The sequence below is a fragment of the Aeromonas sp. R5-3 genome, from assembly GCF_040908225.1.
Lineage (GTDB): Bacteria > Pseudomonadota > Gammaproteobacteria > Enterobacterales > Aeromonadaceae > Aeromonas > Aeromonas dhakensis.
The window spans coordinates 169,547-186,238 of record NZ_JBFODH010000024.1; the positions used below are offsets into that span (position 1 = coordinate 169,547).

The 16,692-nt window shown below is 61.4% G+C and carries 15 protein-coding genes and 1 tRNA gene; 8 read left to right on the top strand and 8 right to left on the bottom strand.

Translation table 11 applies throughout. The features are described from left to right. Positions 1 to 68 precede the first annotated feature (68 nt). Positions 69 to 1,073, top strand: a complete 1,005-nt coding sequence (argF, locus tag AB5Y95_RS17550) for an ornithine carbamoyltransferase (RefSeq protein ID WP_005306471.1) — start codon at positions 69 to 71, stop codon at positions 1,071 to 1,073. Positions 1,074 to 1,196: 123 nt separating this feature from the next. Further along, a complete protein-coding gene (locus tag AB5Y95_RS17555; protein WP_005306469.1) occupies positions 1,197 to 2,603 on the top strand; it encodes a YfcC family protein in 1,407 nt (468 codons plus the stop codon). A 156-nt stretch (positions 2,604 to 2,759) separates the two neighbouring features. Here AB5Y95_RS17555 and AB5Y95_RS17560 read toward each other — a convergent pair whose 3' ends face one another. From AB5Y95_RS17560 to AB5Y95_RS17580, 5 genes are all read right to left on the bottom strand, one after another. Next, a complete protein-coding gene (locus AB5Y95_RS17560; protein ID WP_368161716.1) occupies positions 2,760 to 3,251 on the bottom strand; it encodes an arginine repressor in 492 nt (163 codons plus the stop codon). A 218-nt stretch (positions 3,252 to 3,469) separates the two neighbouring features. Continuing rightward, complete coding sequence (pyrI, locus tag AB5Y95_RS17565; protein ID WP_005306465.1) at positions 3,470 to 3,934, bottom strand: aspartate carbamoyltransferase regulatory subunit; 465 nt, start codon at positions 3,932 to 3,934, stop codon at positions 3,470 to 3,472. Between the two features lie 16 nt (positions 3,935 to 3,950). Then, entirely contained in the window at positions 3,951 to 4,871 is a 921-nt protein-coding gene (pyrB, locus tag AB5Y95_RS17570) for an aspartate carbamoyltransferase (RefSeq protein ID WP_368161717.1), read from the bottom strand. Then, positions 4,852 to 5,046: a hypothetical protein gene (locus tag AB5Y95_RS17575; RefSeq protein ID WP_368161718.1), complete on the bottom strand. Its 195-nt coding sequence runs from the start codon at positions 5,044 to 5,046 to the stop codon at positions 4,852 to 4,854. The genes pyrB and AB5Y95_RS17575 overlap by 20 nt, the downstream gene beginning before the upstream one ends. A 99-nt stretch (positions 5,047 to 5,145) precedes the next feature. Further along, positions 5,146 to 5,688 carry a hypothetical protein gene (locus tag AB5Y95_RS17580; protein WP_005306461.1) on the bottom strand — a complete coding sequence of 181 codons (543 nt, stop codon included), beginning with the start codon at positions 5,686 to 5,688 and terminating at the stop codon, positions 5,146 to 5,148. A 210-nt stretch (positions 5,689 to 5,898) separates the two neighbouring features. On the opposite strand from AB5Y95_RS17580, the gene AB5Y95_RS17585 reads away from it, so the two are divergent. Further along, positions 5,899 to 5,975, top strand: a tRNA-Trp gene (locus AB5Y95_RS17585). Between the two features lie 293 nt (positions 5,976 to 6,268). Continuing rightward, a complete protein-coding gene (locus AB5Y95_RS17590) occupies positions 6,269 to 7,639 on the top strand; it encodes a phosphatidylserine decarboxylase family protein (protein WP_214454596.1) in 1,371 nt (456 codons plus the stop codon). A 49-nt stretch (positions 7,640 to 7,688) separates the two neighbouring features. Here the strand turns inward: AB5Y95_RS17590 and AB5Y95_RS17595 are convergent, their stop codons facing one another. Continuing rightward, entirely contained in the window at positions 7,689 to 8,207 is a 519-nt protein-coding gene (locus tag AB5Y95_RS17595) for a class IV adenylate cyclase (RefSeq protein WP_368161719.1), read from the bottom strand. A 242-nt stretch (positions 8,208 to 8,449) separates the two neighbouring features. On the opposite strand from AB5Y95_RS17595, the gene AB5Y95_RS17600 reads away from it, so the two are divergent. Beyond that, the gene (locus AB5Y95_RS17600) at positions 8,450 to 10,342 is read left to right on the top strand and encodes a methyl-accepting chemotaxis protein (RefSeq protein ID WP_368161721.1); all 1,893 of its coding nucleotides are present in this window, start codon (positions 8,450 to 8,452) and stop codon (positions 10,340 to 10,342) included. A gap of 49 nt (positions 10,343 to 10,391) precedes the next feature. Here AB5Y95_RS17600 and AB5Y95_RS17605 read toward each other — a convergent pair whose 3' ends face one another. Both AB5Y95_RS17605 and AB5Y95_RS17610 read right to left on the bottom strand, forming a co-directional pair. Continuing rightward, entirely contained in the window at positions 10,392 to 10,919 is a 528-nt protein-coding gene (locus AB5Y95_RS17605) for a lipocalin family protein (protein ID WP_368161722.1), read from the bottom strand. Positions 10,920 to 10,936: 17 nt separating this feature from the next. Next, the gene (locus AB5Y95_RS17610) at positions 10,937 to 11,839 is read right to left on the bottom strand and encodes an AraC family transcriptional regulator (RefSeq protein ID WP_005306451.1); all 903 of its coding nucleotides are present in this window, start codon (positions 11,837 to 11,839) and stop codon (positions 10,937 to 10,939) included. A 145-nt stretch (positions 11,840 to 11,984) separates the two neighbouring features. Between AB5Y95_RS17610 and yqhD the strand changes: the two genes are divergently transcribed. The 3 genes from yqhD to pntB all read left to right on the top strand — a co-directional run bounded on the left by yqhD (position 11,985) and on the right by pntB (position 16,678). After that, entirely contained in the window at positions 11,985 to 13,148 is a 1,164-nt protein-coding gene (gene yqhD, locus AB5Y95_RS17615; RefSeq protein ID WP_005306449.1) for an alcohol dehydrogenase, read from the top strand. Between the two features lie 507 nt (positions 13,149 to 13,655). Further along, positions 13,656 to 15,182 (top strand): Re/Si-specific NAD(P)(+) transhydrogenase subunit alpha, encoded by a 1,527-nt coding sequence (gene pntA, locus AB5Y95_RS17620; protein WP_219326639.1) that lies wholly within the window; start codon positions 13,656 to 13,658, stop codon positions 15,180 to 15,182. 11 nt (positions 15,183 to 15,193) lie between these two features. Continuing rightward, the gene (gene pntB, locus AB5Y95_RS17625) at positions 15,194 to 16,678 is read left to right on the top strand and encodes a Re/Si-specific NAD(P)(+) transhydrogenase subunit beta (RefSeq protein ID WP_005306445.1); all 1,485 of its coding nucleotides are present in this window, start codon (positions 15,194 to 15,196) and stop codon (positions 16,676 to 16,678) included. The last annotated feature ends 14 nt before the right edge of the window (positions 16,679 to 16,692 follow it).

The window sequence follows — 16,692 nt, forward strand, 5'->3', positions numbered from 1 at the left end:
TGTACTGAGAATGCGTAGTCAACACTACTGCCTGAATTGGTCTGAAACAAATATAGAGAGAACTCATCATGGCTTTTAATCTGCGTAACCGTAACTTCCTGAAACTGCTGGACTTCACCCCGCGCGAAATCCAATACATGATCGATCTGGCCATCGACCTGAAGAAAGCCAAATACGGTGGCTATGAGCGCAAACACCTGACCGGCAAGAACATCGCCCTGATCTTCGAGAAGACCTCCACCCGTACCCGTTGTGCGTTTGAAGTGGCGGCCTTCGACCAGGGCGCGCAAGTATCTTACCTCGGCCCGAGCGGTTCCCAGATCGGTCACAAGGAGTCCATGAAAGACACCGCCCGGGTACTGGGCCGCATGTATGACGGCATCGAATACCGTGGCTATGGCCAGGAGATCGTCGAAGAGCTGGGTGCCCACGCCGGCGTCCCGGTCTGGAACGGCCTGACCAACGAATTCCACCCGACCCAGATCCTGGCCGACTTCATGACCATGCTGGAGCACGGCAAGGGCAAACGCCTGGATCAGATCAAGTTCGCCTACCTGGGGGACGCCCGCAACAACATGGGTAACTCCCTGATGGTCGGTGCCGCCAAGATGGGCATGGACATCCGCCTGGTCGCGCCGAAAGCCTTCTGGCCGGAAGAAGAGCTGGTTGCCAAGTGCCGCCTGATCGCCGAAGAGACAGGCGCACGCATCACCCTGACCGAAGATGTGAAAGAGGGTGTGCTGGGTACCGATTTCCTCTACACCGACGTCTGGGTTTCCATGGGTGAAGCGAAAGAAGCCTGGGATCAGCGCGTCAAACTGATGACCCCGTATCAGGTCAACATGGACGTCATCAACGCCACCAAGAACCCGGATGTGAAGTTCATGCACTGCCTGCCGGCGTTCCACAACGACGAGACCACCATGGGCAAGGAAGTGGCAGACAAATACGGCATGAAAGGCCTGGAAGTGACCGAGGACGTGTTCGAATCCGAGCACAGCATCGTGTTCGACGAGGCCGAAAACCGGATGCACACCATCAAGGCAGTGATGGTTGCTACGCTGGGCGACTAAGGTCGCAGTAGTGGTGCCGGGGGGTGACCCCCGGCTTTTCGACCATGTGACAGCGGCATAATACCTCCAACCCTACGACCCGCAGCCTGCATGGATACCACACCCACAGAAGGAAGCTGGACCATGACCAAATTCAAGTTCCCGTCAGCCTACACGATACTGTTCGTGCTGATCGCCCTGGTGGCCGCCCTGAGCTGGATAGTGCCGGCCGGCAAATACGAAATGACCATGAACGAAGCCCTCGGCAAGGAAGTGCCGGTGGCCGGTACCTACAAGCTGGTAGAGGGCAATCCCCAGGGGATCGTCGACGTGCTGCTGGCGCCGATCGATGGTCTCTACAACCATGACACCTACGAGGCAGGCGCCATCGACGTCTCCCTCTTCATCCTGATCATCGGTGGTTTTCTTGGCATAGTGACCAAGACCGGTGCCATTGATGCCGGTATCGAACGGGTGACCGACCGCCTGCGTGGCCGTGAAGAGTGGATGATCCCGATCCTGATGGCGCTGTTCGCCGCAGGGGGCACCATCTACGGCATGGCGGAAGAGTCCCTGCCGTTCTACACCCTGCTGGTGCCTGTGATGATGGCCGCCCGCTTCGACCCGGTCGTCGCCGCCGCCACCGTGCTGCTGGGGGCCGGTATCGGTACTCTGGGTTCCACCATCAACCCGTTTGCCACCGTGATCGCCGCCAACGCCGCCGGCATCTCCTTTACCGATGGCATCTGGCTGCGCGTCGCCATGCTGGTGGCCGGCTGGCTGCTCTGCGTGGCCTATGTGATGCGCTACGCCAAGATGGTGCGCAGCGACCCCAGCAAGTCCCTGGTGGCTGACAAGTGGGAAGAGAACCGTGCCCACTTCCTCGGCAACAAGAGCGACCAGATGCTGGAGTTCACTCTTACTCGCAAGATAGTGCTGGGCATCTTCGTCGCCGCCTTCGCCGTGATGATCTACGGGGTGGCCGTGCTGGGCTGGTGGATGGCGCAGATCTCCGGTGTGTTCCTGGCTGCCGCCATCATAGTCGGTGTCATCTCCCGCATGAGCGAGGAGGAGCTGACCTCCAACTTCATCGACGGTGCCCGCGACCTGCTCGGCGTGGCCCTGATCATCGGTATCGCCCGCGGTATCGTGGTGGTGATGGACAACGGCATGATCACCCACACCATACTGCACAGTGCAGAAGGGATAGTGACCGGCCTCTCCACCGTGGTGTTCATCAACGTGATGTTCGTGCTGGAAGTGGTGCTCTCCTTCCTGGTGCCGTCCTCCTCCGGCCTGGCCGTGCTGACCATGCCGATCATGGCGCCGCTGGCTGACTTCGCCAACGTGGGCCGCGAGCTGGTGGTCACCGCTTACCAGTCAGCCTCCGGTCTGGTGAACCTGGTGACCCCGACCTCCGCCGTGGTCATGGGTGGCCTGGCCATCGCCAAGGTACCCTATGTACGTTGGCTGAAATGGGTAGCCCCGCTGCTCGGCCTGCTGACCGTGCTGATCGTGGTCTGCCTGAGCCTGGGTGCCGTGCTGGCATAAACACCGACAGACATAGCCGTAAAAACGGGAGCCACTGGCTCCCGTTTTTTATGGCCGACCACGAGGCGGGCCCAGACAGCGCACGGATGGGATAAAAAGCCGACTGGCAGACAGCAAAAAGGCGACCCTGGGTCGCCTTGCTGCATTGGGGGAGGGCTAGCGCGCCTGTTCCAGGGTGCGTATCACGGCGGCGTGGGCCTGACGGGTGCGGCTGATGTGGCGCGGGGCGACCAGCACCACGTCGTTGCCGGCGACGGCGCCCATGATCTCGGGATTGGCGTTGCGATCCAGCAGACGGGCCACCACGGTGGCGGCCCCTGGCGTGGTATGGATCAACACCATCTGCTGGTTGTGCACCACGGCGCGCACCATATCGTGAATGGAGCGGGTACTGCCGGCGGGTTCCAGCTGTTCGTCCAGCAGGGTGTAGACCTTCTTGCCGTTGGCATTCTGCGCCTTGGCGACGCCGAGGCGGCGCAACAGGCGGGAGATGGTGGACTGGCTGATATCGGCAAAGCCGCGCTCCGACAGCTCGCGGCGGATCTCTTCCTGGGTGCTGTAGCAGTGCTGGCCGATGATCTGGCGACAGGCATCCAGCTGGGCCAGATCGGGCTCTTGGGCAACGGGACGGCTGAGGGTCTTGACCACGGCGAATTCCTTTGATGATGACCGACGGTAAACGCTCGATATCTGCCGCATTTGCTGAATATCAGCAAAAAATACTGGCAATCAATGCACTGGCAGGAAATGAGCGGGAATAGCTCTCTTTGGATGGCAAATTATAACCAACTGGTTATTTGGTGATGTGACAGGGGTCAAAAATGGGCCCCTTGGGGCCCACCTGGATATCTTTTTGAGTCTGGTTCTCAGTAGCGTTCGCTGACGATGTCCTGGGTGAAGGACTTCTCGCAGTATTTGCACTTCATCCGTACCGCGCCTTTCACCTCGCGCACCCGGAAGTAGCTCTCCACCGGCTCGTTGTGGGAGATGCAGTTGGAGTTGGGGCAGTGGAACACCCCGGCGATGAACTCCGGCAGCTTGAGCTGGTGTTTCTTCACCACCGCGAAGTCTTCGATGATGTTGACGGTCGCCTTGGGGGCGAACAGCGCCAGCTGGTTGGCCTGCTGCTCGGTCAGGCGGGTGTTCTCGATCTTGATGAGATCCTTTTTGCCGAGGGCGCCGGATTTGAGGTTGAAGCCGACGGTGATCCGCTCCTGGGTCTCTACCAGCTGGAACAGCTTGAGGATCTTGATGCCCTGGCCGGCGGGGACGTGGTCGATGACGGAGCCGTGACGGATGGCTTCGACTTGCAGTTGGTTCTTGTCAGACATGATGTTCCCCTTTCCGTTAGACAGTTTCGTTCAGTACCAGAGCCAGCAGTGCCTGGCGCGCATAGACCCCGTTCTCCGCCTGCTGGAAGTAGTAGGCGTGGGGCGTCTTGTCGACCGCGACGTCGATCTCGTCGACGCGGGGCAGGGGATGCAGGATCTTCATGGTGGGCTTGGCCCCTTCCAGGGTGGCCAGTTCCAGCACGAACTTGGCGGCCATGTGCTTGTACTCGGTCTCGTCGAAGCGTTCTTTCTGGACCCGGGTCATGTAGAGGATGTCGAGCTCCGGCATCACCTCTTCCATAGTTTCATGCACGCTGAACTGGATGCCCTTCTCTTCCAGCTCTTCGCAGATGTAGTCCGGCATCGCCAGCGCTTCCGGCGAGATGAAGAAGAAGCGGCAGTTGAACAGGCTGAGGGCCTGGGCCAGGGAGTGCACGGTGCGGCCGTACTTGAGGTCACCGACGAAGGCGACGTTGAGGCCGTCCAGGCGCCCTTGCGTCTCGCGGATGGAGAAGAGGTCGAGCAGGGTCTGGGTCGGATGTTGGTTGGAGCCGTCGCCGCCGTTGATGACCGGCACGCGGGAGAATTCGGAGGCGAGGCGGGCCGCCCCCTCTTTCGGATGACGCATCACCACCGCATCCGTGTAGGAACCGATGATCTTGATGGAGTCGGCCAGGGTTTCACCCTTCTTGGCGCTGGTGTTGCCACCGTCGGCGAAGCCGATGATGTTGCCACCCAGGCGCTGCACCGCGGTCTCGAAGGAGAGGCGGGTGCGGGTAGAGGCTTCGAAGAAGCAGCTGGCGACCAGCTTGTCTTTCAGCAAGCGGGTGTCGGGCTCGGCCTTCAACCGTTGTGCGGTTGAGACTACCAGTTCCATTTCAGACCGGGTCAGGTCCGTGATGGAGATGACATGTTTCTTATAGAGTGGATTGGCCATCGTCTGCATTCCCTTTGACATCAATGAAGGTTTTTCGGGCACAAAAAAAAGCCCCTGAAACAGGGGCTTTTTTTGAAAACAATTGGGGATCTGTGGGTCGGGAACCGGAAACAACGGGGCCGCTCTGGTGCGCTCCACCCGTCTGCAAGGCTGTTTTTTTCATCAAAAACTGCATCGTCCTGTCCTGACCTTTTTTCAAACCGGACAGATTATAGAGTCGCATTTTGAATTGTCAAAAATTTATTTCAAAGGCAAGATTTGCGCAGAAAAACGTTTAAGTGCTGCGAACAGGTCGGCAAACCCACACCTGATGCTGGGGCTGCAGTGGCTCGTCATCATGCACCATGGCGCGCAGATAGCCGAGCCTGTGGTGCCCTTCCAGCAGGCAGTAGGGGTGGGGCAGGGGTTGTCCGTTCGGGTAGCTGTCCCCTGCCGTCGATGCCAGCACTATGATGGGTTCTGGCCAGCTCCCTTCGCGCAACATCCTCTCCCCGAGCCAGGAGCTGCGCACGTAGCGGTTGCTGCGCAGCATCTCGCCCCAGCGTTCGATCACCTCCATATGGCGGGAATCTATCTGGTCGATGATCCGGGCGGTGGGCCAGCTCTCGCACTCAAACTGATGGCGGGCGAGATCGATAAAGCTCCAGTTGGACTCAAAACCGCGCCAATGGCGATAAATCCACTGGATGAGCACATTTTCGGGAATGAAGGGCACCAGCGGGGCGACCCGCGCCAGATAGTCGGGCAGCGTCTCGGTTTTGCTTTCATCCCTGAAGTTGAGCGGTGCAAGTTGTTGCAGTAACCGGTAATTGAGCATGTGCAGCCCCCTTCATTGCCTGGCCCCAAGCTTAACCCTACCCCCATTGCGGTCAGTTTCCTACCCAAACAAGGCTGTAAATACAGCAAGTTACCCATTGGAGCTGCATAAATTGGCAGGATCTGCTCGTCCTTTGCGCAATCGCACCGAAAGTGAGAAAAAAGCCTTTACCTTTGAAACCCGCTTTGTATACTACGCCTCGTTTGTTGCAGGGGCGTAGTTCCAATTGGTAGAACAGCGGTCTCCAAAACCGATGGTTGCGGGTTCGAGTCCTGCCGCCCCTGCCATTTTCAGAGAAGCCAGCTCATTGAGCTGGCTTTTCGCTTTTCCGGGCCTGCCACTCTCCTTTTGCACATCCCTTGTGCCGCCTGCTCTCCTGGCCTGGTTGCTCTCTCCATACCCGTCTATCCCAACCGCTAGTCGCTATTGCGCCACTCTGCCCTGTCGTTTCTGGCAATCGTGCTGCCGGGCCCCCTGTGCTACATAACAGGGTCGGTGCCCTGGCATGCCGCTGGCAGGTCGGCACTCAATGCTCAAGCCGTGGATTGTGGGCGTGAACATCAGCTGAGGAGAGCGAACCATGAACAAGGCAGTGGAAACCCGATTGAACAAGTCCCGACCCGGCGGCTGGATCCCCCAGGATGGGGCCCATGTCGAGCGCTGGATCCGGCGGATCAAGCACTACGTGAACCAGCAGCCGAGGGCGCTAGTCCCCCCCATCGCCGAGCTGCGTGACCTGGTCAATGCCGACCCGGCGCTGCATGCCCAGGCCGAGGCCATGTTCAAGGAGGCCTGGCGCCACAAGCACCAGACCCCGCTCGGTCAGCCTGAGGTGCGTTCGTTCGAGGAGTTCCTCGGTCTGCTCAATGGCATCATGACCACGGCCCCCGAGGCCTATCAGGACATCCCCAGCCAGGAACCGTCCGGCCTCATCGGCTTTCCCATCAATGCCCTGCTCGACTGGCCCATGGCCACCCGTTCCGGCTACCAGTTTTTTGCCAATGCCCTGGTCAACCAGCAGTTCAAGAAGATCCTCGACTACTGGGCCCAGTTCCTGCAAAGCCCGGCTTCCCGCTATGTGCTGACCGAGCCGGTAAGCCGGCTGGATCGCGAGACCCTGGTGGTGCCCTGGCTCGGCAAGGCGGCCAAGGCCGAGATGGTGCAGGTGGCGAACGAAGCGGTCGGGGAGGGGCCCAACCCCACGCCGGGCAGTTTCGAGCAGATCTTCGAGTGCGAGCCGGCAGCCGACTACCACGGCTTCGGCTGCTGGGACGACTTCTTCACCCGGCGTTTTCGGGCCGGAGTGCGGCCGGTCTCGGCGCCAACGGATGACAATGTCATCGTCAACGCCTGCGAATCGGCGCCGCTGCAGGTGCGCAAGGAGGTGAGCCGCAGCGATCAGTTCTGGCTCAAGGGGCAGCCCTATTCGCTGGAGAACATGCTCGATTTTGACGATCTGGCCCCCCGTTTCGAGGGCGGCACCGTCTACCAGGCCTTCCTCAGCGCGCTCAGCTACCACCGCTGGCACAGCCCGGTGAGCGGCACCATCCGCAAGGTGCGCATCGTCAACGGCACCTACTATCTGGAGAACCAGTTCGAAGGCTTTGCCGACCCGCAGGGGGCGGATCCCAGCGCCCCCAACAACTCCCAGCCGTTCCTCACCTCGGTGGCGACCCGGGCACTCATCTTCATCGAGGCGGACAACCCCAAAATCGGTCTGATGTGCGTGGTGCCGGTGGGGATGGCCGAGGTGTCGAGCTGCGAGATCACGGTGCAGGCGGGGGATCGGGTGAAGAAGGGGGATCAGCTCGGCATGTTCCACTTCGGCGGCTCCACCCACTGTCTGCTGTTTCGCCCCGGCGTCAGGCTGGAGTTCGACTTTCATGGTCAGACCCCAGGGCTGGATGCAACCAATATGCGGCTCAATACCGCCATCGCCCGGGTCAAGTAGCCCTGCCGGGCAGAGTATGGGAGGCCGCCTGCGGGCGGCCTTGTTGCATTCAGGCCTGCTGCCGGAGAAGCAGATCCAGGTAGGCGCCTTCTATCAGCCGGGAGGGCTCTACCCCAAGCAGTGCCATGATGTCGTTGGCTTCCTGCATCCCCACCTCAAGCGGTTCGTCCTCCTCCAGCACCACCTCCAGTTCGAGGAAGTGGCCGAGCCCCTGCACCCGATCGAGGTGGATCCGGGTTCTGCCGACCAGCAACAGGGTGCGCTTCTTCTGCACCCTGCCGATCTGGCCCCAGGCCAGGCTGAGGGTCTCCCGCAGGCGATCCGGTTCATGTGTCGGGGTCAGCTGATAGAAGCTCTCCTTGGGGCCTTGTTGATCGGCGCGGCGGTAGAAGATGAGCTCGCCGGCCGAGGGGGACAAGGTTCGCAGCTTCAGACGACCGGCGTCACAGCGAAAGAAGGTGTCATCCTGCTCGATCTCGACGGGGCCCTGATCGGCGATGGCAAGTGCCTTGGTGAGCAGGAGCTCGATGCTCTCTATCTTGGCTTTTATCTCGATATTTCGGGGCATGGCAGGCTTATCCATCAGGGTTTGAAGGAGTCCAACCTAGCACGGATTGCGTCCCTGCATAGCCATTTGTCGAGACGGATATCGGACGAAGAGTGGGTGGTTTTTCGTGAGCTGTGGCACAACCTGTTGCCGAGTCATGATAAATCGACAGGATTCACTAAAGTCTGTTCAGCATGTGGCCGATAGCCTTGATTAAACAAGGGTCTCTCCCTGGCCCGTCACAACAACAAGGATCCGTAGTCATGACACTTTCGTTGCGCGGCAAGCTGCTGGCCACCAGTCTGGGGGTGGTGCTGCTGATGGCCTCACTGCTCGGCATCGTTGCCTTTCACACCCTCAAATCCCGCACCATGAGCGCCATCCAGAGCGAGGCGGTCAACTATGGCCACGCCTACTCGGTCGCCATCGGCGACTGGATGGCGGATCGCAAGAACACGGTGCACGCGCTGGTTAACCTGATCGCCGACAACCCGCAGGCCGAGCTGGTGCCCCACCTGAAGCAGGCCTACACCTCGGGTGGCTTCGGGCTTACCTACTTTGGTTCTACCCAGGGGGTGATGACCCGCCAGGACCCCTCCCTCAATACCGGCAACTATGACCCGCGCGAGCGCCCCTGGTATCAGGACGCGGTGAAGGCGGGGCAGCTTATCGTCACCGCCCCCTATGTCAGCGTCACCATGCAGAAGCTGGTGGTCACCCTCTCCGAGCCGGTACGTCATCAGGGCGAGCTGGTCGGCGCCGTGGGGGCCAACCTGGCGCTCGACAAGCTGATCGACGAGGTACTGGCGATGCAGGTACAGGGGGATGGATACGCCATGCTGCTCGACAGCAGCGGCCTCATCGTCGGTCACCCCAACAAGAAGCTGGCGCTCAAGCAGATTGGTGAGCTCTCCCCCGACCTGTCGGCGGCCACCTTCCAGCAGTGGGGGCGCGAGAACAACGAGCTGCACGCCGCCACCCTGGACGGGCGCGACGTGCTGCTGGCGGTGCAACCGGTGGCAGGCACCGACTGGCTGCTGGCCATGGTGATGTATCGCGACGTGCTGGAGGCACCGCTCGCCACCCTGCTGTGGCAGCTGGTGGGGCTGACCCTGGTACTGATGCTGGTGTTCAGCGCCCTGCTCACCGCCATGTTCAAGTATCTGTTTGCCGATCTGGGTCGGGTGGCCGGCGCGCTGCACGACATCGCCCACGGCGAGGGGGACCTCACGGTCCACATCAACACCCGCAGCAAGGATGAGGTGGGTCAGCTGGCGGAGAGCTTCAACCAGTTCGTGGCGCGGCTGCACGGCATCGTCAGCCGGTTGCGTGACGTTACCGTCGAGCTGGCGGCCCAGTCCCGCGCCCAGGCGGCCGGGGCCCAGTCCCGCAGCCAGCGGGTGCGCCAGCAGCAGGACGAGATCGTGATGGTGGCCACCGCGGTGACCGAGATGGCCTCCGCCACCCAGGAGATCGCCGGCAACGCCGAGTTTGCCGCCACTACCTCGGGCGATGCGGTCAAGCTGGCGGTATCGGGCCAGTCGCAGGTCGGCCAGAGCCAGCGCAGCATCACGGGGCTCGCAGACGAAGTTGCCGACGCCAGCCAGATCATTGTGGAGCTGGATGCCCATGCCCAGAAGATCAGCGGCATTCTGGCCACCATCAGCGGCATCGCCGAGCAAACCAACCTGCTGGCCCTCAACGCCGCCATCGAGGCGGCGCGGGCCGGCGAGCAGGGGCGCGGCTTTGCGGTGGTGGCGGACGAGGTGCGAGTGCTGTCGCGCCGCACCCACGACTCCACCGACGAGATCCAGCAGATGATCGAGACTCTGCAGCAGACTACCCGCCGGGCGGTGGGCGGCATGGAGACCAGTCGCCAGCTGGCGGGTACCAGCGTGGAGGATGCGGAGTCCGCCAACCAGAGCCTGGCGCGGATCAACGAGGCGATCGGTTCCATCAGCGACATGGCGACCCAGATTGCGGCGGCGGCCGAAGAGCAGACCTCGGTCACCAGCGAGATCAGCCGCAACACCGAGAACATCCGCCACGTCTCCCAGGAGCTGGCCGAGCAGGCCAATCAGGAGGCGGCGCAGGCGGCCGAATTGAAGGGGCTGACCGAGCGGCTGGAGCAGGAGATTGGCCGCTTCCGGCTCTGATCCTTAGACAATCTTCCATGAAAAAGGGCAGCCCGCGGGCTGCCCTTGCTTATTTCACGACAGGCTCAGGGGTCTGCTTGACCCAGATCAGCTGATCGGTGGCAAAGCCCAGCCCCTTGGCCTTGGCGATCAGGGCATCAACTTTGTCCTTGGGTGGATTGGGCGAGCGGGCGAGGATCCAGAGGTAGTCGTGGTTGTAGCTGGTCACCAGCGAGAGCTGGTAGTCGGGGTCGAGCTCGATGACGTTGTAGCCGCCATAGAAGGGGCCGAAGAAGCTCACTTTGAGCCGTGCCTCGTCCGGCTTGTCGACGAAGTAGGCCTTGCCCTCGGCTTCGCGCCAGCTGCCATCGCTCTGCTTGCCGCGGTTGAGCACCCTGACCCCGCCGTCGTCGCGCAGGCTGTAGGTGGCGCTCACCTGCTCCAGTCCGCGCTCGAAGCTATGGTCGAGGCGGGCTATCTCGTACCAGGTGCCGAGGTAGCGGTCGAGCTGGAAGCCGGTAACGGGGCGGATGCCGTCGGCGAGGCCGGTACAGGCCGTCAGCAGGCAGGCGGTGAGCAGGCAAAGCAGTACACGCATGAACAATTCCTCTCTGGTTATCCCTCTATGATGCGCAGCTGGCCTTCCCGGAAGCGGGAGGCCTGATCCGTCGGCGTGCTGCCGAAGAAGCGCTTGTACTCGCGGCTGAACTGGGAGTTGCTCTCGTAGCCGACCCTGGCCGCCGCCGTGCCCGCCTTGATGCCGTCGTGCAGCATCATCATCCGCGCCTTGTGGAGGCGAAACGACTTGATGTACTGCAACGGCGAGGTGGCGGTGACCGCCTTGAAGTGATGGTGGAAGGCGGAGACGCTCATGTTCACCTCCCGCGCCAGCTCCTCCATGGTCAGGTTGTCGGCGAAACGCTGCTCTATCATACGCAGCACCCGGGCGATCTGGCCCACATGGTTGTGGCGGTTGGCGAGCGCCTGCAGCGCCGGGCCACCCCCTTCGTGCAGGGCGTAGAACAGCATCTCCCGTACCGTCTGCGGCCCCAGCACACGGGCGTGATGGGGTTTGTCCATCAGATCGATCAGCCGCTCGGCGGCGCAGAACATGGCCTCAGACAGGGGCACCGAATGCACGCCGCTCTTCTGCGGGGCGGGGGCAGGCAGGGCATCCCCCAGCTCCAGCAACAGCTCCTGCAGGGTCACCAGGTTGATCTCGAGGGAGAAGCCGATGAGGGGCTGCTCGGGGGAGGCGAAGCACTCGCACTCGCAGGGCAGCGGCAGGGTCATCAGCAGGTAGTGGTTGGGGTCGTAGCGAAACACCTGGTCCGCCAGATAGCCTACCTTGTGCCCCTGCAGGATCACTATCATCCGCGGCTGGTAGAGCACAGGGGTGCGGCCGTGGTATTCGGTGGTGTAGATGAGGCTCACCTGATCCACCGGCGAGGGAGTGATGCCGGGAGCGGTGACGTGGCGAGCCAGCTTGGCGGCGAGGTCGGTGTAGCGTGTCTGCATGGTATGCTCTTGGAGTCTGTTCTGGCTGCTTTGTAGAAATAGGCAAAGAACTAGCAGGATGTTGTCTTGATGGTATTGGTTGTCTGGAGAAAAATGCAATCACATTTTTGCGGCCTGGCCGCCAGAGACTAAAAAGGCAATGTCGATGAACAACTTTACCCTGCATACCCCGACCAAGATCCTGTTCGGCAAGGGCCAGGTCGCCCAGCTGCGTGAACAGCTGCCGCGCGATGCCCGCATCCTCATCACCTACGGTGGCGGCAGCGTGGTGCGCAGCGGCCTGCTGGCCCAGATCCGCAGCGAACTGGCCGGCATGACCCTGTTTGAATTCGGTGGCATCGAGCCCAACCCCACCTATGAAACCCTGATGGGGGCGGTCGAGCTGGCCCGCGCCGAGCGGGTCGACTTCCTGCTGGCCGTCGGCGGCGGCTCCGTGCTGGACGGCACCAAGTTCATCGCCGCGGCTGCCCATTATGATCCGGCCCGGGATCCCTGGCACATCCTCGAGACCGTGGGCAACGAAGTGCGCTCCGCCATCCCGCTCGGCGCCGTGCTGACCCTGCCGGCCACCGGTTCCGAGATGAACATGGGCGCCGTGGTGACCCGGCGCAGCACCGGCGACAAGGTGCACTTCTTCTCGCCGTTCGTGATGCCGCGCTTCGCCGTGCTCGACCCCGTGCTCACCTACACCCTGCCGGCCCGTCAGGTGGCCAACGGGGTGGTGGATGCCTTCGTGCACATCCTGGAGCAGTACCTCACCTACCCGGTCAACGCCAAGGTGCAGGATCGCTTCGCCGAGGGCCTGCTGCTGACCCTGCTGGAAGAGGGCCCCAAGGCACTGGTGGAACCGGAAAACTACGAGGTGCGCGCCAACATCATGTGGAGTGCCACCCTGGCGCTGAACGGCCTGATCGGGGCCGGTGTACCGCAGGACTGGGCCACCCACATGCTGGGCCACGAGATCACCGCCCTGCATGGCCTCGACCACGCCCAGACCCTGGCAGTGGTGCTGCCAGCCCTGCTGCAGGCCAAGCGCCAGCAAAAACACGCCAAGCTGCTGCAATACGCCGAGCGGGTGTGGGATCTGCGCAGTGGCAGCGAGGCTGAACGCATCGACGGCGCCATCGCCGCCACCCGCGACTTCTTCGAGCGGATGGGGATCAAGACCCGGCTGCGGGATTACGGCGTGGCGGACGCAGGAATTGATACCCTGCTCGGCAAGCTGGCGGAACACGGCATGACCGCCATTGGCGAGCACGGCGATATCGACCTGGTGCAGAGCCAGCATATTTATGAGGCGGCCTGGTAAGCCGGGCACACCAGCCAGTCACCATCGAAACGATTAAATAACAGGGGCCGGATCCGCCTATTTGGCGGGTAGACGGCCCCTTGTCTGTTACAAAACAGTTACTTTTTTCGTTTTCGGCCTGATATCTGTGATCCGTGCGGATTTCGTAAGAACAAAAAGCGCTAAGATAGAGGGCCGGTAAAACATTTTTTTTGACTGGTTGGATCACTTTTTCCAGCGCTTTTTACTGGTATAAGTCGCTAATTTGGTTTGTTTTTTTAAATCATGGTCCGGGACGGGCTGAATTCTGTACGCGCGCTGCCGGGACTGCGGTTGTAATAAAACTCCAAAATTTGATACTAATCACCTTCGCGCCTGAAAAGCGGGGACCTGACCATGACAGGAGGTTGAGGTAAAGCCTACTGATTTTCATAACAAAGGGCCCGTGACCTGCACTTTGGTCATGTCTTGTTTCGCCAGAAATGCGACACTGGGCAGCGATTGTTTATTAACCATCAGGGAATAGTCATGCAGATTGGAATACCGAGAGAGAGTCTCGCCGGTGAGACCCGGGTCGCAGCGACCCCGGCCACCGTTGAGCAGCTGAAAAAGCTCGGCTTCGAGGTCGCTATCGAGGCCGGTGCCGGCCTGCTGGCCAGCTTCGATGATGCCGCCTTCGAGGCTGCCGGTGCCAGCGTGGTGCCGAGCGTCTGGCAAGCCGACCTCATCTTCAAGGTCAATGCGCCGACCGATGCCGAGATCGCACAAATTAAAGATGGTGCCACTCTGGTGAGCTTCATCTGGCCCGCCCAGAACCCTGAGCTGGTCAAAAAGCTGTCGATGCGCAACATCAATGTGATGGCGATGGACATGGTGCCGCGGATCTCCCGTGCCCAGTCCCTCGATGCCCTCTCCTCCATGGCCAACATCGGTGGCTATCGCGCCGTGGTTGAAGCCGCGCACCAGTTCGGTCGCTTCTTCACCGGCCAGATCACCGCCGCCGGTAAAGTGCCGCCCGCCAAGGTGCTGGTGATCGGTGCCGGCGTCGCCGGTCTGGCCGCCATCGGTACTGCCGGTTCCCTCGGTGCCATCGTGCGTGCGTTCGATACCCGTCTGGAAGTGGCCGAGCAGATCGAGTCCATGGGTGGTGAATTCCTCAAGCTCGACTTCGGCGGCGAGGATGGTTCCTCCTCCGATGGTTATGCCAAGGTCATGAGCGAAGAGTTCATCGCGGCTGAGATGGCGCTGTTTGCCCAGCAGGCCAAGGAAGTGGACATCATCATCACCACCGCCCTGATCCCGGGCAAGCCGGCACCCAAGCTGATCACCAAAGAGATGGTGGACAGCATGAAGCCGGGTTCCGTCATCGTGGACATGGCTGCCCAGGCTGGCGGCAACTGCGAATACACGGTATCGGGTGAACTGCATGTTACCGACAACGGCGTCAAGGTGATCGGTTACACCGATCTGCCGGGTCGTCTGCCTGCCCAATCCTCCCAGCTCTACGGTACCAACCTGGTCAACCTGATGAAGCTGATGTGCAAGGAGAAGGACGGCAACGTCGCCATCGACTTCGAAGACGTGGTGCAGCGCAACATGACGGTGATCCAGGCCGGTGAAGTGACCTTCCCGCCGCCCGCCATCTCCGTCTCTGCCGCCCCTTCGAGCCCGGCCGCCGCCAAACCGGCTGCCAAGAAAGAAGAGGCCAAACCCTCCAACAAGAAGTTCGTGTTCGGTGCCCTCGGCATCGCCGCCTTCGGCTGGGTTGCTGCCGTGGCGCCTGCCGCGTTCCTCTCTCACTTCACCGTATTCATCCTGGCCTGTGTGGTCGGTTACTACGTGGTGTGGAACGTCTCTCACGCCCTGCACACGCCGCTGATGTCGGTCACCAATGCCATCTCCGGCATTATCGTGGTCGGTGCCCTGCTGCAGATTGGGCAAGGGTCGACCCTGGTCACCGCATTGGCCTTCATCGCCGTGCTGATTGCCAGTATCAACATCTTCGGCGGCTTCACCGTCACTCAGCGCATGCTGAAGATGTTCCGTAAGGATTAAGGGGGTTTAACGTGTCTCAAGGACTGGTAACAGCATCCTATATCGTTGCCGCCGTGCTCTTCATCCTCAGTCTCGCGGGACTGTCGAAGCAAGAGACGGCCAAGCATGGCAACCTGTTCGGTATCGCGGGGATGGCCATCGCCCTGCTCGCCACCGTATTCAACCCGGAAACCAGTGGCGTTCACTGGATCATCCTGGCCATGGTGATCGGCGGTGCCATCGGCGTGCGTCTGGCGCTCAAGGTCGAGATGACCGAAATGCCCGAGCTGGTGGCCGTGCTGCACAGTTTCGTGGGTATGGCGGCCGTGCTGGTGGGCTTCAACAGCTTCATCGACCTGCACCCGTCTGCTCCGGCTGAAGTGGTGGTCTCTGTCGGTTCCAACCTGGATGCCACTCTGGCCGCGGCCCGCGCCGCCTTCGAACAGGCCAACAGCGTCGCCCAGGTCGAGCACCTGACCGGCGCCATGCTGAACATCCACCTGGTGGAAGTGTTCCTGGGCGTCTTCATCGGTGCGGTGACCTTCACCGGTTCCGTGGTGGCGTTCGGCAAGCTGCGTGGCCTGATCTCTTCCAAGCCGCTGATGCTGCCGCACCGCCACAAGCTGAACCTGCTGGCCGTGGTGGTCTCCATCGCGCTGATGATCCACTTCGTCAACGCCGGTGGCTCCACCTTCGCCCTGCTGGTGATGACCCTGATCGCCTTCGCCTTCGGCTGGCACCTGGTTGCCTCCATCGGCGGCGCCGACATGCCGGTGGTGGTCTCCATGCTGAACTCCTACTCCGGTTGGGCGGCGGCAGCGGCGGGCTTCATGCTCTCCAACGACCTGCTGATCGTCACCGGTGCCCTGGTGGGTTCTTCCGGTGCGATCCTCTCCTACATCATGTGTAAAGCGATGAACCGCTCCTTCATCTCCGTGATCGCCGGTGGCTTCGGCTCCGACGGTGTGGCCTCCACGGCCGACCAGGAGATGGGCGAATACCGCGAGACCAGCGCCGAAGACGTGGCCGAGCTGCTGAAAAACTCCAGCTCCGTCATCATCACCCCGGGCTATGGCATGGCGGTGGCACAGGCCCAGTATCCGGTGGCCGAGATCACCCAGAAGCTGCGTGACCGCGGCGTCAAGGTACGCTTCGGTATCCACCCAGTTGCCGGTCGTCTGCCTGGCCACATGAACGTGCTGCTGGCGGAAGCGAAAGTCCCGTACGACATCGTGCTGGAAATGGACGAAATCAACGAAGACTTCAGCGATACCGACACCGTGCTGGTGATCGGTGCCAACGACACCGTCAACCCGGCTGCCATGGAAGATCCGGGCAGCCCCATCGCTGGCATGCCGGTGCTGGAAGTGTGGAAGGCGCAGAACGTCATCGGCTTCAAGCGTTCCATGAACACTGGCTATGCCGGTGTACAGAACCCGCTGTTCTTCAAAGAGAACACCCAGATGCTGTTCGGCGATGCCAAGGCCAGCGTCGAGGCCATCCTGAAAGCGCTGTAAGCGCCGGAGAGGAA

Coding starts and splice junctions, on each gene's coding strand:
- argF (WP_005306471.1), top strand. CDS start 69: ATGGCTTTTAATCTGCGTAACCGTAACTTCCTGAAACTGCTGGACTTC.
- AB5Y95_RS17555 (WP_005306469.1), top strand. CDS start 1,197: ATGACCAAATTCAAGTTCCCGTCAGCCTACACGATACTGTTCGTGCTG.
- pyrI (WP_005306465.1), bottom strand. CDS start 3,934: ATGTCTGACAAGAACCAACTGCAAGTCGAAGCCATCCGTCACGGCTCC.
- pyrB (WP_368161717.1), bottom strand. CDS start 4,871: ATGGCCAATCCACTCTATAAGAAACATGTCATCTCCATCACGGACCTG.
- AB5Y95_RS17575 (WP_368161718.1), bottom strand. CDS start 5,046: ATGCAGTTTTTGATGAAAAAAACAGCCTTGCAGACGGGTGGAGCGCAC.
- AB5Y95_RS17580 (WP_005306461.1), bottom strand. CDS start 5,688: ATGCTCAATTACCGGTTACTGCAACAACTTGCACCGCTCAACTTCAGG.
- AB5Y95_RS17590 (WP_214454596.1), top strand. CDS start 6,269: ATGAACAAGGCAGTGGAAACCCGATTGAACAAGTCCCGACCCGGCGGC.
- AB5Y95_RS17595 (WP_368161719.1), bottom strand. CDS start 8,207: ATGCCCCGAAATATCGAGATAAAAGCCAAGATAGAGAGCATCGAGCTC.
- AB5Y95_RS17600 (WP_368161721.1), top strand. CDS start 8,450: ATGACACTTTCGTTGCGCGGCAAGCTGCTGGCCACCAGTCTGGGGGTG.
- AB5Y95_RS17605 (WP_368161722.1), bottom strand. CDS start 10,919: ATGCGTGTACTGCTTTGCCTGCTCACCGCCTGCCTGCTGACGGCCTGT.
- AB5Y95_RS17610 (WP_005306451.1), bottom strand. CDS start 11,839: ATGCAGACACGCTACACCGACCTCGCCGCCAAGCTGGCTCGCCACGTC.
- yqhD (WP_005306449.1), top strand. CDS start 11,985: ATGAACAACTTTACCCTGCATACCCCGACCAAGATCCTGTTCGGCAAG.
- pntA (WP_219326639.1), top strand. CDS start 13,656: ATGCAGATTGGAATACCGAGAGAGAGTCTCGCCGGTGAGACCCGGGTC.